Here is a 15,759-nt window from a genome sequence, read left to right as displayed (position 1 = left end):
GGTCGCCGAAGCGGATACCGGCGGACGCAACGCCAAAGGATTGACCGGGCAGATCTTGCTCTGCACCGCTGTGGCATGGTCGCTGTTCCAGCTCTGGTACGCGTCTCCCCTGCCCTTCGTCTTCGGCTTCGGCATCCTCAACGATACCGAAGCTCGCGCCATCCATCTCGGTTTCGCGCTGTTCCTGACCTTCCTTGCCTATCCCGCGCTGAAAAGTTCGCCGCGCGACCGGGTGCCGCTCGCCGATTGGGTGCTCGCGGCGCTCGGCGCCTTCGCGGGCGCCTATCTGTTCCTCTTTTATGGCGAGCTTGCCGGACGGCCCGGCCAGCCCTCGACGCTCGATCTCGTCACCGGCACCGCTGGCATCCTGCTCCTGCTCGAGGCCACGCGCCGCGCGCTCGGTCTGCCGATGGTGTTCGTCGCCGGCGTCTTCATCTTCTATACCTTCGCGGGGCAGTACATGCCCGACGTCATCCAGCATCGCGGCGCTTCGCTGGTGAAGTTCATCAACCATCAATGGCTGACGACGGAGGGTGTTTTCGGCATTGCGCTCGGCGTGTCGACGAGTTTCGTTTTCCTCTTCGTCCTGTTCGGAACGCTGCTCGAGAAGGCCGGTGCCGGCAACTGGATGATGCAGATCTCCATCGCGCTGCTCGGACATCTGCGCGGCGGCCCGGCCAAGGTGGCGGTCGTCTCGTCGGCCTTGAACGGCGTCGTTTCCGGCTCGTCGGTCTCCAACGTCGTGTCGGGCGGCATCTTCACCATTCCGCTGATGAAACGCACCGGGCTTTCCGGCGTGAAGGCCGGCGCGATCGAAGCCACGGCCTCGATCAACGGCCAGATCATGCCGCCCGTCATGGGCGCGGCCGCATTCCTGATGGTCGAATATGTCGGCATTCCCTACTCGGAAATCGTCAAGCATGCGCTGCTGCCGGCGGTCTTCTCCTACATAGCGCTTCTCTACATGGTGCATCTGGAGGCGGTGAAGCTGAACATGCAGCCGATCCCCCAGCGTCCGACTCCGATGCGCGAGCGGTGGCTTCGCATGGGCCTCGGACTTGCCGGCAGCGTGCTGGCAATCTGCCTTCTCTATTACGGAATCGTCGCCATTCGGGCCGCATTCGGAGAAAGCGCGCCTCTGCTGCTCGCGATTGCCGGCGTGGCGCTCTACATCGCGACGATCTGGTACTCGTCGCGCTATCCGGACCTGGAGCTCGACGATCCAGACGCGCCGATCCTGGAACTGCCGCGGGCATGGGATGTGACGCGGACCGGGCTGGATTTCCTCATCCCGATCGTCGTCCTGCTCTGGTGCCTGATGGTCGAGCAGCTTTCGCCCGGGCTTTCGGCCTTCTGGGCAACGCTGACGATCATCGCCATCGTCGCCACCCGCAAGCCGCTGATGGCGATCTTCCGGAAGGAGGATGTTGCTGGTTCGGTCCGCGCCGCCGCCTGGGACCTGACCGACGGCCTGGCGCTCGGTGCCCGCAACATGATCGGCATCGCGGTCGCCACTGCCACCGCCGGTATCGTCGTCGGAACGATCACGCTCACGGGCCTCGGCCTGATGATGACGGAGCTCGTCGAGTTCATTTCGGGCGGCAACGTCATCATGATGCTGATCCTCATCGCCGCGATCAGCCTGGTGCTCGGCATGGGAATTCCGACCACCGCCAATTACATCCTGGTGGCCACCCTCATGGCGCCGGTCGTCGTCGAGCTCGGCTCGCAGGCGGGCCTCGCCATCCCGCTCATCGCAGTCCACCTCTTCGTTTTCTATTTCGGAATCATGGCTGACATCACGCCGCCGGTCGGGCTGGCTGCCTTCGCCGCGGCGGCAATCTCCAAAGAAGATCCGATCGCCACGGGCTTTCAGGGGGCGCTCTATTCGCTGCGCACCGCGATCCTGCCGTTCGTTTTCATCTTCAACCCGGCGATCCTGTTGATCGGCGTCGACAGCTGGGCGCATACGATCTGGGTGGCGGCCATATCGCTCGCTGCCATCCTCATTTTCTCGGCCGCGACGATGAACTGGTTCGTGACAAAGAGCCGGTTGTGGGAGAGCGCGGTGCTGCTGCTCGTCTGCTTCACGCTGTTCCGTCCCGATTGGTGGCTCAACCAGATCTCGCCGCCCTATGAAGAACTGCCCGCCTCAGAATTCCTGCGAGCTGTCGAGGAGGCTCCGGCGAAAAGCCGGATCAACTTCGTGGTCCAGGGCTTCGATTTGATGGGCGACGAGGTCCGCAAGACCGTCAACGTGCCGCTCGGCGAGCCCGGCGAACCGCTTCAACGGCTGCAATCGATCGGGCTCACGGTCACACCGGCGGGCGAGAGTCTGATGATCAGCAATGTCGACTTCGGCTCCTATGCCAAGCGCATCGGCCTCGATGTCGGCTTTGACATCGTCGCAGTGCTGAGAAAAGCCGAGCAACCGTCAAGCGCCATCCCGGTGGGTATCGCGCTGGCTGTGACCGCGGGAATTGCCGGCTTACAGTTCGCGCGCAAAAGGGCCGATCGCAGCGAAGCCGGCCTGACGGGGGCCGCGCGCAAATGAGCGGCAGTCATGCCGCCGAGGATTCCCGCACGACAAGTTGCGGCGGGGCGATCGCGTGCGGCTGGGGCTCCTTGCCCTCCATCGCTGCGATCAGCAGGTCGATCGCCGCTTCCGCGACCTGATCCAGGTGCAGGTTGACAGCCGTCAATTGCGGCGTCGCGAGTTTTGCCCGCATCCCGTCGTATCGCGTCGCTAGTCGCAGCCCCTGCGGAACGGGACGGTCGAGCAACCGGGCGGCATCGAGCACGCCCCTGGCGAAAGCGTCGACAGGCACGCATAACGCGTCGATATCCGGATTGTTTCGCAGGAGCCTTTCGGCAGCCGCGGCCGCTTCGGGTTCGCCGCCGCTTTCGTCGACACGCAACGCAACCGGTGAATATCCTCTCTCCGCGGTGAAAGCCGCATAGGCTGCTTCGGTCTCGATATAGGAATTGCGCCGCTGCTCGCCGGTGATCAGGCCGACGCGGCGGCTGTTTGCGCCAAGGTGCTCCAGCATCAGCCGGGCCGTCGCTGTGCTCTGGATATCCACCGACGGAATGTCCTCCCTCCCCGGCGCCCGTCCGATCGAGACAACGGGTACGCCGCGGGAAGAGAAGAATTCCAGTAAGCGGTCTTCGACCATGGGTTCGACGATTATGGCGCCGTCGACTTCCAGCGCGTCGAGGTTGGAGTCGGGCTCCAAAGGCGGCACCAGGCAGAGGGCGAGATGCCGCGAAAGCGCCGTAACGGCCGCGGCGGCGGCGATCTCCATCAGAAAACCCAGCCTCGCCGGGCCCGCAGCGACCGCAAAGGGCATTGACGATGCCAGGGCGATGATCCCCGCCCCGCCCGTCCGGAGCCTGCGGGCCCGGGGATTGGCCCGGTAGCCCATCTTGTCGGCCAGCGCTACGATTCTGGCTTTCGTCTCGGGGTCGACATAGCGCCGTCCGCTGAAGGCGTGGGAAACCGTGGTCGGCGATACGCCCGCCGCCTTCGCCAATTCCACGATCGTCGATCTTGTCATCCGAACACCCCATCCATGAACCGGCCCGGATGATGGCATTGCGACGCGGCTTTTACAAATCGATTTGCTAGCGAGAAAAGATTGTGCTACCACGCACTATGCAAAACGATTTGCATCGCCAGCGGGAGAGAGGCTGGCGTGGAGGAGATCAAATGACCGGGAACAAAATCGATTCTATCGATCCGACGGACGAAGTGCTGCCGCCGCGCAGCCTGGTTCTGTTCGGTCTTCAGCATGTGCTGGTGATGGCTGCTTCGCCGATTACCGCCGTATTTCTCGTAAGCAAGGCGCTCGGGTTTTCCGACGCGCTGACGGTATCGCTGATCAGCGCGACATTTCTGATCTGCGGACTGGGCACCATCCTGCAGAGTTTCGGGCCGGCTGGCTTCGGCGCGCGGCTGCCGTTCATCATGGTGCCGGGTGGCGCTCCGATCGCGATCTTTCTGGCCATCGCCCAGCAGACCGACGTGCAGACGGCCGTCGGCGCGGTGATCCTCACCGCAGGCTTCTACTTCCTGACGCTGCCGGTATTCCGGCGGCTGCTGCGCTATTTTCCGCCCATCGTGGTCGGGACGATGCTCCTTCTCGTATCGGTAAACCTCGTGCGCATCTACGGCGGCACGATTACCGGCAAGCAGGGGAGCGAGGGCTTCGCCGATCCGATGAATGTCGGGCTTGCCCTTGCGACGATCGCGCTGACGGTGATCTTCGCGAGAGTCTTCACGGGCACGCTTCAGCGGATCTCGGTGATGCTCGGCCTCATCGCGGGTTCGGCCATCGCCATCGGAGCCGGGTATATGGACCTTTCCGGCATCTTCGACGGACCGGTGATTGCCATGCCCCAGCTTCTTCCGTTCGGAATGCCAAAGTTCGACTTTTTCGCCGCCCTTCCGCTGATCGTGTTTTCGATCATATCGATGGCCGAAGCGACGGGGCAGACCATCGCCACGGCCGAGATCGTCGGGCGTCGGGGCGACGCTCACGCGATCGTGCCCGCAACCATCCGCGGTGACGCCGTCGCCTCGCTCGTCGGCGGCCTGTTCGGAACCTCGCTTATCATCACCAGCGGTGAAAACGTGGGTATCGTCCGGGCAACCAACGTCAAGTCCCGCTACGTCACCGCAACGGCCGGCGTGATCCTCGTCCTCATCGCCCTGTTTGCGCCGGTCGGCCGTTTGGCGAATGCCCTGCCCGGCCCCGTCGTCGGTGGAACGGCCGTGATCGTGTTCTCGATCATCGGCGTGATCGGGATCGATCTTCTGCGTCGCGTCGATCTGCGCGAGCACGGCCCGATGTTCACTCTGGCAACTGCGCTTTCCATGGGGCTACTGCCGATCCTGGTCCCGGGCGTCTACAGCCAGTTTCCGCAATGGAGCCAGATGATCCTGGCGAACGGCCTTGCCGCCGGCACCATCACGGCGGTGATTGTGAACGCTATTTTTCAACACCTGCCTCTAGAGCAATTCCAGGAAAAGTGCGCAGCGGTTTTTCGTCCGGAATAGCGACAAAACAAAGGGTCAGAGCATTTCCGCGGTTCAAAGCGGGAATGCTCTCGGGCGCCGCCGAAAAGGCCGCAGCCAGCGTCGAAGCTGAAATTTAAGGGAATACAAAAGTGACGGAATTGCGCGACAAGTTACCCGGCAGCGGTGATTTCCTGCTTCACCCCGGCAAGGTTCTCCTGCCGGACGGGCCTCGATCCGGAATGGGGGTGGTGGTCCGGGACGGACGCTTCACGGACATCGGTGCCGCAGGGCTTGTCGGCAGCCGGAACCCGGATCTGACACCGATCGAGCTGCCGCATCATCTGGTGATGCCTGGCTTCATCGATACACACACCCATCTGACCCAGTCGCTCGGCAAATCGCTTGTCTTCGGCGAGCCTTCCGAGATCTTTCGCCGGATATGGGTGCCGCTCGAAGGCAGCCTCGACGAACGGATGGTTTATCTTTCCGCAAAGCTTGCGGCGCTCGAGTGCCTGCGCGGCGGCTTTACCGCCGCCGTCGATGCGGGCACGCGTTCAGCCGGCCACATCAATGCGCTGATACGGGCGGCGCGGCAAACCGGCCTGCGCAGCGTCATAGGCCTGATCTGCAACGACCTCGGCGGAGCCGCCGTCGTCCCCGAACGCGCGACGATCCTCAAAAATGCGGCCAGGCACCTGGCCGCATTCGAGGGCGACCCTCTCGTTCATGCCTCGCTCGCCATTTCCATTCCGGAGGCGGCCAGCGACCATATGCTGGCCGACGTTTCCCGGATGGCACGTGAGGCGGGAGCGGTATTCCAGACCCATGTCAACGAACACCTCGTCGCCGTCGAGCGCTCGCTGGTCGCAAACGGCCGCCGCCCGCTGGAGCATCTCGCCCATCTCGGCGCCCTCGGCCCGCATGTGTTGATCGCCCATTCCACGCTGGTGACGCCGCACGAGCTGAACCTTTTGCGCGACAGCGGCACGGCCGTCGCCTACAATCCGGTCGCGAGCCTCTGGAAGGGCAATGCCATCGCGCCCGCCCTGCAGATGGCCGCACTCGGCATCCGCTTCGGACTGGGAACGGACGGGACGCGCGCCGACGGCTTCCGTCTGATGGATGCCGCCGAAGGCTTGCAACGCGCCGGCTTCGGCCTTGCGACAGGCGACTCCTCTTGCGGCGGCGGCTGGCTCTGGGTCGAGCGGGCAACCGCTCAGGCTGCGGACGCCGCGGCTCTCGCCGGGGTGACCGGTGCGATCCGCGAGGGGCTTGCCGCCGATTTCCTTCTGGTCGACCTGGATCGTCCTGAATTCACCCCCTCCCACGATCTCATGTGGGAGCTCGTGCGCTACGGCAATCGCGACCAGATCGACGCGGTCTTCACCGCCGGGCAGCTCCGTCTCTGGCAGGGCTGGCCCGTCGGATGGGATGCACGGGCGCTTCTTGCAGAGGTGCGCGAGGTCACGGCCGATGCCATCGCAAGGGCGCCGATCCAGCGCGTCCACAAGCCATCGGCCGAGCATCGGGCGCTGGGGCATTTCGCATGACCCTCGGCCTTTTTGCAATCCTGAGCGCCGTCACGCTCGTCTCGTCGTTCATCCAGGGTGCGCTCGGCATCGGTTTCGCACTTATCGTGGCACCCGTCGTCGGCATCCTGAAGCCCGATCTCCTGCCGGTGACGCTGCTTCTTTTGATGCTGCCGCTCAACTTCCACGTCGCCTGGCGGGAACGGTCGGCGGTCGACTGGTCCGGCGCGAAATGGATCACGCTCGGCAGGTTCGCTGGCACCTTTGCCGGCGTGTGGCTGCTCGCCGCGCTCTCGACCCAGCAGCTCGACCTGGCCGTCGGCTGGTTCACGGTCATTGCCGCTGCCGCCGCGCTCTTCGCGCCGCCCTTCGAACCGGGCCGCCCGAGCGCGCTCGGCGTCGGATTGTTCACCGGTGTGACCGAAACGGCGACCGGCATTGGCGGACCGCCGCTCGCTCTCCTTTACCAGCATGCCCAGGGGCCGATACTCAGGGCAACCGTGGCGGTGTGCTTCTTCGTAGGCGAAATCATGTCGCTCGTGATACTCGCCTTTGCAGGGCGTCTCGGAGCGGACCAGCTACTGGCTGCGCTCTACCTCGCCCCGGCGGTTCTCCTCGGAAGCGCTCTGTCGCGGCTGACGCACGACCATATTCGCGGCCGCGCCCTGCGCTTGAGCGTGCTTACCTTCGCGCTGGCCAGCGGGGCTTTTCTGATCGTGAGATAGGCGCACGCCTGATGCCGTCAGGCCGTGAAACCCTGATCGCAAAGCTCTCTGAGGGCGGCGGGCGAGAAACTGTCGAGCGCAAGCTCCGGCAACAGGTCGTTATCGGCCGCGAGGTTGCGGTTCATTGCAGCGGAAAACAGGCTCGTTCCCGCTTCGTGCAGAACAGCGGGCTGGCCGGCGATCCGTCCAAGCAGACTGGTGGGGACGAGACCGAAGGGCACGTCCTCATAGATGTACCGGCTTTCGGCTGTCGCCGGGCCGAAACCGCCCCGCCCTTCGAGGTGCATCTGCTGGTTCATGTCCGAGACCGTGCCGATCGGCACATGGAAGGACAGGGAGAAATGTTCGCGTACGGTTCTGACCGACAGACCGAAGCTTTCGGCGATCTTCAGACGCTCCGCGTCGAGCGCTTCGATCAATTGTCCGACAGCCGGGGTCACATGCTCGCCCTGCCCCCATTTCTCGCCCTTCTCCATGCGGGTCAGGTTGAGAAGCGCGATGCCCAGGTGGTTCTGCGGGTTGAGGTTGGAAAGCGAGATGGCCAGAAGCCCGTCGCGCTCGACGAAGCGGTCGCCGAAGAGTTCGGTGCATAGCGCCTTCCCCTCGGCTGCGGCAGCCTTCGGCAAAGTGGCGACGTCGATTTTCTGGCGGACCGTATTAACGGAAACGCTTGCGCCGTCCGGCTGCTGGCGGCCGGTCAGAAGGGTCGTGCCCCAGACGATGATGGGAAGGGAAACGCCCCGTTCGGCCAGCCGCTTCGAAAGATAGAGCGCGCCGAAGGAGCTGTGCGAGCTGACGATCACGGGCTGGTCGGACTTCAGGTGCGGCAGCGCGGCATCGAACGCCGCGCGATGACCATTGGCCGGCAGGGCGACGATGACCGCGTCCACATCGGCGACCGCCTCGCGTCCGTCATGGGCAACCGCCACCGGGCCGGAAAACTCGACGGCGCCTGTCGCCGTCAGCGGCTCCCCCGCGGCCAGTTTGCGCGTGCGCGCACCCGAAGGAGACCACAGAACAGGGTGATGACCGGCTTTTGCCAGGAAAGCCGCCATGCCGAAGGCGATCGCCCCGGCGCCGAGAATACCAATACGCATCGTGGTTCTGTCTTCCTTTCTCATATGGCGTCGTGTTTGCCGCCTTGCCCGCAAGGTCGCCCAACGCCGCTCTTCGCGAAAGCATTCAGCCGGGGAACCGCAGATTTTTCACTGGATAGCACCGAAAAGAAAAATTGTCCTTTGTCACTGGCGCTTAAGATACGTTTTATGCAGTATGAGGCAGCTATAATGCACTGGGCGCATGATCGTCATGGAGATACGGGAACTCGAGGCCTTTCTTGCGGTGATGTCCACCGGCAGCATCACCGCCGCCGCCCGGCTGCTCGATCGCTCCCAGTCCCAGGTCACGCGCCTCATCCAGGACCTCGAAATTTCCGTCGGCTTCGCGCTCTTCGACCGCAACGGTCCGAAGATCGCACCGAGCGAAAAGGGGATCGCCTTCCATGCGGAAGCCGAGCGATTCCTGAGCGGCATCGGCCATTTGCGGGAGCGGGCAAGGACGATCGCGGAAAAGGAGCCACAGCCGATCGAGATCGTGGCGATCCCGGCTTTCGCCAGCGGGATCATCCCCTTGGCGCTCGCGGCGTTGCCGGAAAAACTGCTACCGCGAAAAATCCATCTGCGCAGCCTGCCGGCAGAGGCGGCGGTGCAATCGGTGTTGGCCCGCACGGCAGATTTCTGCGTCACGTCTCTGCCGGCCGACCAGCCGGGACTGGAAGTGCACGGGGTGTTTCAGGGACCTTGCGTTGCCGCCGTGGCGGTAGATGATCCTCTTGCCGCCTGCGAAGTGATTTCGATCGCCGATCTTGCCGGACGCAACATCATCACGATGGCCAATCCGTTCCGCCTGCGCCGCCGCGTGGACATAGCGTTGGAAGCCGCGAATATCCGCCCGGCCAGGATCATCGCGACCAGCGTTTCGGTCAATGCGGTACAGATCGCATCGACGGGGCTCGGCGTCGCAATCGTCGAGCCTGCGACAGCCTACGGCTTGAAGCTGGCCAATGTCGCGGTCCGTCCGCTCGACGTCGACATTCCCTTCCCGTGGGCGATCTTTTCGGCCGCCGCGCGTCCGTTGTCAGACAGCTCACGCGAACTGATCCAGGCGATCATCCAGATCGCTTCCGCCTGCATCCCGGGGTTTACCGCTCACGACCCGCGCAACGCCAATAGCGCCGCTGAAATGACCTTGGGAGGAGACCAGGCCGACGCACGCTAGCGGCGCGAACCGCTCTGCCAATGCCAAGAAAGTATCCACTGCATAACAACGAAACTTAGAACCAAAAGAGGAGAATGACATGAAAGACTTCACCGCAACCCGCCGCTCCACGTTGAAATTTCTGGCCGCCGGCACGGGCGTCCTGGCAGCGCCGGCAATCATTCGCCCGGCATTTTCCCAGTCCAAGGTCGTGAACATCACCACCTATGACAAGTTCGTTCCGCAGTCCTTTATCGACCAGTTTCAGAAAGATACGGGCATTGAAGTGCGCATTCGCCTGACCGACGACCAGGGCAAGCAGTACAACGTGCTGTCCGCCGAAGGCGAGACGCCCTCGACGGACATCGTCACGGTCACCGGCCATCGTCTGTCGCAGTTCATCGGCTCCAAGCTGCTCACGCCGCTCGACACCGGCAGGCTGAAGAACTGGGACAAGCTTGCCTCAGCTTACAAGGGCGCGCCGCAGCTTACCGTCGACGGTTCGGTCTACGGGGTGCCGCTTTTGGCGGGCTTCGAGGGCCTCGCCCGCAACACGGATTATACCAAGGCCTCCGACAGCTGGGCCATCATGTTCGATCAGGAATACAAGGGCCTGACGTCCTACATCATTTCCGACTTCCTCCAGATCACCATGCGCTATCAGGGCAATGACGGCGACTTCGTCACCTATGAAGGCAAGCCGGAGGAGGCGCAGGCCGCAACCAACAAGGCGCGCGACTACCTGATCCAGAACAAGGACATGGTTCGCAAATACTACGACGCCGGCTCCGAGGTTCAGCAGATGTTCGTCAACGAGGACATCTATGTCGCCCATAGCTGGTCCGGCCCCGCGGCGAAGCTGATCATGGACGGACATCCGATCGAAATATCGGTTCCGAAGGAGGGGACCTATGGTTTCCTCTACTCCTTCAACGTGGTGAAGAATGGCCCGAATACGGATGCGGCCTATACCTTCCTCGACGCTATCCTCTCGTCTCCGGAAATCGGCGCTGCGATGAGCCGCCAGTCGGGCTTCGCCTCCGCATTCGACGGCGTGGACAAGGTGCTGAACGACAAGGAGCGTGCGGCAATGACCCTGCCGCAGGAACAGACCGAGCGCATCCAGTTCTTCAGCTCCGTCAACCGCGACATGAAAAACGAGATGGTCGACAAGGCGGTCGCCGAGATCAAGGCCGCCTGATCGATCGCCGAGGCCCATCTGACACGGCCGGTCCCTTGGGACCGGCCGTGAGCAAGAGCATTTCCTGAGCCTGGAACGACGACAATGGTAGATACGACCACAATGCAAGCCCGATCCGCCGGTTCTCGACGGGTGCCCCGTTATGCCGGATGGATCGGCAAGGCCGTCGGTTCGGGTCTCTATCGTCACACCATCGGACGCCTTGCGGACAGCCGCCGTGCCCGGCTGGCGCTGCTTGCCGGCGTCCCTCTCTTCTGGATCGCGGCGCTGCACATCGGGCCGATCTTCCAGATGGGGCGGATCAGCTTCATGGCGGACTATCCGCAGGCACCGGACGGAGGCTCCCCCTACACGCTGGCCAACTACGAACTGTTCTTCTCCGACCAGCTCTATTTCATGCCCTTCATCCGCAGCCTCATCTTCGCGGCAGTCGTCACGATCTCGACCCTCGTGATCGTTTATCCGGTCGCCTACTATGTTGCGAAGATCGTTCAGCCGAAGAACCGCATGCGCGCGTTGCTGCTCCTGCTCATCCCCTTCTGGGCGGGAGAACTGATCCGCACCTTTTCGGTCATCATGCTTCTCGCCAATCGCGGCGCGGTCAACGTGGCGCTGCGCGAACTCGGCTTCATCGATCGGCCGATCCCGATGCTCTACACGTCGTTCTCGCTGAGCTTCGGCGTCATCTATCTGCTGGCGCTCTACATGTTGCTGCCGCTCTATTCGGCCATCGAGAAGATACCGACACCGCTCATTCATGCGGCGGCCGACCTCGGCGCCGGCCCGTTCCAGCGCTTCCGCCGCGTGATCCTGCCCTTGTCGAAGGACGGCATCGTCTCCGGCTGCAGCCTCGTATATCTCACCTCCGTCGGGGTCTTCGCGGCGCCGCTCCTGCTCGGCGGTCCGAATACGGTCATCTTCCCCGAAGTGATCGCGACGCTCTTCCACTCCTCGAACGACAAATGGCCCGAGGGTGCTGCCTTCGCCATGCTGCTGCTCGCGGTTTCGCTTTCGACCGTCGGCCTGTTCATGCGGGTGATCGGCGGCCGTTCCGTCCGGCTGATGTAAGGAGGCCACGATGCGACCATACTTCGCCGATCTCCCGAAAACCGCCCTCGGTGCCGCCTATTGGCTGTTTGCGGTCTATCTCCTGCTGCCGCTGGCGCTGATGACGGCCATGAGCTTCAAGGATGCGAGCTTCGTCGCCTTTCCGATCACGGACTGGACACTCAACTGGTATGCCCAGGTGCTCAACGACAAGCAGTTCATCGAAGCCTCGCTCTATTCGATAGGGATCGCGCTCGCGACCACCGCGGCGGCGACGGTCATAGGCGTCTGGATTGCGCTTCTGGTCTCGACCGAAGCGATTTGGGGCAAGGCGATCATCTTCGCACTCGCCTGCCTGCCGGCAGTCGTTCCGGGCCTCATCAATGCAATCTCGATGCGGATCTTCATCCGCACCGTCGACATCCCGACCGGCACGGCGGCGATCATCCTGTCGCATGCAGTCCATGCGGTGCCCTTCGTGGTGATCATGGTGCTCACGCGCCTGCGCTCCATGCCGGCCAATCTGGTCGACGCGGCTCGCGATCTCGGCGCCGATCGGTTCGTGGCCTTCCTCAGGGTCACGATCCCGTACCTCATGCCGGCACTCCTCGGCGGCATGATCTTCTGCGTGCTTACCAGTATCGACGACTTCGTCCGCACCTTCTTCCTCGGCGGCTACAAGCCCACGCTCCCGATGCTGATCTTCGCGAAGGTGCAGGGCGGCATGTCGCCGGAAATCAACGCCATGGCGACGATCGTGCTGGTCGTGACAGCCGCTGTCGGCGCTTACGCCGAGCACCTCACCCGCCGTTCAAGGAACTGACGCATGCAGCCTGTGGTCCACTTCAAAAACGTCAACAAATATTACGGCGGATTGTCTGCGGTCGATGACCTGGACCTCGCCGTAGAATCCGGACAATTCGTGACGCTGCTCGGCCCCTCCGGTTGCGGCAAGTCTACGACGCTCAGGATGCTCGGCGGCTTCGAACAGCCCTCGTCGGGGGAGATCTATCTGGAAGGCAAGCCGATCACCCATCTGCCGCCGAACAGACGCAACGTCAACATCGTCTTCCAGGACTATGCGCTCTTTCCGCACCTCAACGTCGGCCGCAACATCGCCTTCGGACTGGAGTTGAAAGGGCTGTCTTCGGACGCGATCCACAAGCGGACCATGGAACTGCTGGCTCTCGTCAAGCTCCAGGATTTCGCCGACCGCATGCCCGACCAGCTTTCGGGCGGCCAGCGTCAGCGCGTCGCGCTGATGCGCGCGCTGGCCCCCGACCCGAACGTGCTTCTGCTCGACGAGCCCCTTTCGGCGCTCGACGCCAAGCTGCGCCAGCAGATGCAGATCGAACTGAAAACCATCCAGCGGACCACCGGCAAGACCTTCATCTTCGTCACCCATGATCAGGAGGAGGCGCTGACCATGTCCGACGTCATCGTGGTGATGAACAAAGGCAGGATCGAGCAGATGGGCGGCCCGAACGAGCTCTATTCCCGCCCGCGCAGCCGCTTCGTCGCCAACTTCATCGGCCAGAGCAACTTCCTCGAAGGCAAGCTGCTTTCCCACGATGGAACGACCGCGGCCATCGACTGGAACGGAAGCATCATCCACGCCGACCTCAACGGGACGAAGCTGCCATTCGGCAGCGGCGCGACCGTCGCGCTTCGTCCCGAGGCGCTCTACTGCATGGCGGAACAGCCGAAGGACCGGTTCGCACTGAGGGGGCGCATCGTCCAGCGCGTCTTCAAAGGTGCGCACACCTCCCTCACGATCGAACTCGAAAATGGCGCGGAGCTGGCTTTGCAGCTCGACCCGGTAGCGCTTTCGCACCTGGAGAGGGACGAGGTGTGGGTGGGCTGGCGCGAGCGCGACGCGGTCGTTCTGGCCGACTGACGCGCCTGAATTTGGCGCGGTCATTTCAGGGGCCGCCGGCAGCGGCGGTCCCGAAAGCGGATTTCAGGAGCAAAGGCTATTATGACGAATGAACAGGATGGGCGGCTCGCGGAACTGAATGCGAGGGTCAAACAGGACCTGGACTATCTCAACTACCCGGCCGCCAACTGGTCGAAGCCGGTCACGACGGCTGACGGACAGCCGGTGAGCGACGTCGTCATCATCGGCGGCGGCATGTGCGGCATGGTCGCCTGGCTTGCCCTGACCCGGGCGGGCATCGCCAATCTGCGCATCGTCGACCGTGCCCCCAAGGGCCAGGAAGGCCCCTGGGTCACCTTTGCCCGCATGGAAACCCTGCGCTCGCCGAAAAACCTGCTGGGCCCGGCGCTCGGCATGGCCTCGCTCACCTTCCGCGCCTGGTACACCGCTTGCTTCGGCGAGGCGGCGTGGGAAACGCTGTTCCGCATTCCCCGCCCGATGTGGATGGACTACCTGAAATGGTATCGCGAGGTCCTGTCCATTCCCGTCGAGAACGACACGTATGTCACCCGCGTCCACCCTCGCGAGGATGGCCTCCTGGAGCTGGAAATCGCCGGCGGCAGCAAGCCTTCCATCGTCACGCGCAAGCTGGTTCTGGCCACCGGCCGCGAAGGCCTGGGCGAGCCGGTCGTTCCGGATTTCGTCAAGGGCATGAAGCGCCACACGTCCTGGGCCCACTCCGCCGACGACATCGATTTCGAGGCACTCAAGGGAAAGCGCGTCGTCGTCATCGGCGTCGGCGCATCCGCTGTCGACAATGCGGCCGAGGCGCTGGAGTCCGACGCGGGCGAGGTCCGCCTGCTCGCGCGCCGCAAGGAGATGCCGACCGTCAACAAGCTGATGGGCATCGGCTCCTACGGGGTGACTGCCGGGTTCGCCAGGATCGGCCCGGAATGGCGCTGGCGGATCATGGACTATTCCGTCAAGCAGCAGACGCCGGCCCCGCACAATTCGACGCTGCGCGTCAGCCGCCATCCCAACGCCTTCTTCCACTTCGACTGCGCCATCGGCTCGATGCGCGAGGAAGGCGGGGAAGTCGTGATCACCACCGAGAAGGGCCGCATCTTCAGGACCGACTTCGTCATCCTCGGAACCGGCTTCACGGTCGATCCGCTCAGCCGCGACGAGCTCGCGCCCTATCAGGACAGGATCGCCTGCTGGGACGACCGCTACACGCCGCCGGCCGGCGAAGAGAATGCCGGCCTCGGCCGCTTCCCCTGGCTCGATGACGATTTCTCCTTCACCGAGAAGGAGCCCGGCACCGCACCATGGCTCAAGGACATCCACTGCTTCAACTACGGCGCCTCGATCAGTATCGGCAAGGTGAGCGGCGACATTCCGGCGATCAGCGAGGGCGCGCTCTGGCTTGCGCGCGGGATCGCCGCCTCGCTCTTCATCCGAGACGTCGATTACCACTGGGAAGCGCTGCTCGCCTACGAAAAGCCGGAACTCGACGGCTCGGAGTGGACGGACGCCGACGCCCCCGAACCCGCGCACAGAACCGCTTGATTTGAACTCCTGCCCAAGCTGAAGGATTACGATGACCGTTCCCCCGAAAACCGATGTGATCGACGCCGTCCTCGGGCTGGATTCGTCCTCGCCCGTCCTCGCATTGCGCGAGCGGCGCGCCAAGCTCAAGCATTTCACGCAGAGCAGTCATGACGCCGCGCTTCTTCCCGCCGAGCCGGGTAATTTTTCCTACGCCATGAGGGCGGCTCTCGCGGCGCGCATCGCCGGCCTCTGGAAGTCGGCGGAGCTCCAGGACCATTACAAGGCGCAGCTTGAGGAGAAGGGATCGACACCCGACCTCCAATCGATCGCCGATCCGGCCTTCAGGCCCGAGGGCGACAAGCGGCTCGCAACGATGCTTGCGCATGTCGATCTGGTGACGCTCAAGCCGAAGGAGGCGACGCGCGCGAATATCGAAGCGCTCTACGCCGTCGGTCTCGACGACCGCGATATCGTAACCCTCGCGGGTCTCATCGCCTTCGTGAACTATCAGGTGCTGGTCGTGGCCGGCCTCAAGATGCTGAGGGACAACTGAC

Annotated in this window: 13 protein-coding genes; 11 read left to right on the top strand and 2 right to left on the bottom strand. The window is 63.5% G+C overall.

Translation table 11 applies throughout. The annotated features are described in order from the left end of the window. Positions 1–40: 40 nt before the first annotated feature. The gene (locus PZL22_RS05285) at positions 41–2,554 is read left to right on the top strand and encodes a TRAP transporter permease (RefSeq protein WP_003525699.1); all 2,514 of its coding nucleotides are present in this window, start codon (positions 41–43) and stop codon (positions 2,552–2,554) included. Between the two features lie 7 nt (positions 2,555–2,561). On the opposite strand, the gene PZL22_RS05280 is transcribed toward PZL22_RS05285, so the two are convergent. After that, positions 2,562–3,557 (bottom strand): substrate-binding domain-containing protein, encoded by a 996-nt coding sequence (locus PZL22_RS05280; RefSeq protein ID WP_003525698.1) that lies wholly within the window; start codon positions 3,555–3,557, stop codon positions 2,562–2,564. Between the two features lie 152 nt (positions 3,558–3,709). Here PZL22_RS05280 and PZL22_RS05275 point away from each other — a divergent pair, with 152 nt between their 5' ends. The 3 genes from PZL22_RS05275 to PZL22_RS05265 all read left to right on the top strand — a co-directional run bounded on the left by PZL22_RS05275 (position 3,710) and on the right by PZL22_RS05265 (position 7,274). After that, on the top strand, positions 3,710–5,059 hold the full coding sequence (locus tag PZL22_RS05275) for a uracil-xanthine permease family protein (protein ID WP_284718243.1): 1,350 nt from the start codon (positions 3,710–3,712) through the stop codon (positions 5,057–5,059). A 110-nt stretch (positions 5,060–5,169) separates the two neighbouring features. Continuing rightward, entirely contained in the window at positions 5,170–6,570 is a 1,401-nt protein-coding gene (locus PZL22_RS05270; protein WP_010975176.1) for an amidohydrolase, read from the top strand. Next, positions 6,567–7,274 (top strand): sulfite exporter TauE/SafE family protein, encoded by a 708-nt coding sequence (locus tag PZL22_RS05265; protein ID WP_127515802.1) that lies wholly within the window; start codon positions 6,567–6,569, stop codon positions 7,272–7,274. Before PZL22_RS05270 ends, PZL22_RS05265 begins: the two co-directional genes overlap by 4 nt. 17 nt (positions 7,275–7,291) lie before the next feature. Here PZL22_RS05265 and PZL22_RS05260 read toward each other — a convergent pair whose 3' ends face one another. Beyond that, the gene (locus tag PZL22_RS05260) at positions 7,292–8,371 is read right to left on the bottom strand and encodes an NAD/NADP octopine/nopaline dehydrogenase family protein (protein WP_003525694.1); all 1,080 of its coding nucleotides are present in this window, start codon (positions 8,369–8,371) and stop codon (positions 7,292–7,294) included. 202 nt (positions 8,372–8,573) lie between these two features. Here PZL22_RS05260 and PZL22_RS05255 point away from each other — a divergent pair, with 202 nt between their 5' ends. The 7 genes from PZL22_RS05255 to PZL22_RS05225 all read left to right on the top strand — a co-directional run bounded on the left by PZL22_RS05255 (position 8,574) and on the right by PZL22_RS05225 (position 15,758). Further along, entirely contained in the window at positions 8,574–9,551 is a 978-nt protein-coding gene (locus tag PZL22_RS05255; RefSeq protein ID WP_003525693.1) for a LysR family transcriptional regulator, read from the top strand. Between the two features lie 79 nt (positions 9,552–9,630). Further along, positions 9,631–10,731, top strand: a complete 1,101-nt coding sequence (locus PZL22_RS05250) for an extracellular solute-binding protein (protein WP_003525692.1) — start codon at positions 9,631–9,633, stop codon at positions 10,729–10,731. Positions 10,732–10,815: 84 nt separating this feature from the next. Further along, positions 10,816–11,799, top strand: coding sequence for an ABC transporter permease (locus PZL22_RS05245; protein WP_010975171.1), 984 nt, complete (start codon positions 10,816–10,818; stop codon positions 11,797–11,799). Between the two features lie 10 nt (positions 11,800–11,809). Beyond that, a complete protein-coding gene (locus PZL22_RS05240; RefSeq protein WP_284718242.1) occupies positions 11,810–12,601 on the top strand; it encodes an ABC transporter permease in 792 nt (263 codons plus the stop codon). A 3-nt stretch (positions 12,602–12,604) separates the two neighbouring features. Next, on the top strand, positions 12,605–13,675 hold the full coding sequence (locus PZL22_RS05235; protein ID WP_003525689.1) for an ABC transporter ATP-binding protein: 1,071 nt from the start codon (positions 12,605–12,607) through the stop codon (positions 13,673–13,675). Between the two features lie 81 nt (positions 13,676–13,756). After that, positions 13,757–15,223, top strand: coding sequence for an NAD(P)-binding domain-containing protein (locus PZL22_RS05230; RefSeq protein WP_284718241.1), 1,467 nt, complete (start codon positions 13,757–13,759; stop codon positions 15,221–15,223). Between the two features lie 31 nt (positions 15,224–15,254). After that, positions 15,255–15,758: a CMD domain protein gene (locus PZL22_RS05225; RefSeq protein ID WP_284718240.1), complete on the top strand. Its 504-nt coding sequence runs from the start codon at positions 15,255–15,257 to the stop codon at positions 15,756–15,758. The last annotated feature ends 1 nt before the right edge of the window (position 15,759 follow it).

The sequence above is a fragment of the Ensifer meliloti genome, from assembly GCF_030064585.1.
Lineage (GTDB): Bacteria > Pseudomonadota > Alphaproteobacteria > Rhizobiales > Rhizobiaceae > Sinorhizobium > Sinorhizobium meliloti.
This window is presented reverse-complemented; position numbering and strand designations above follow the sequence as displayed.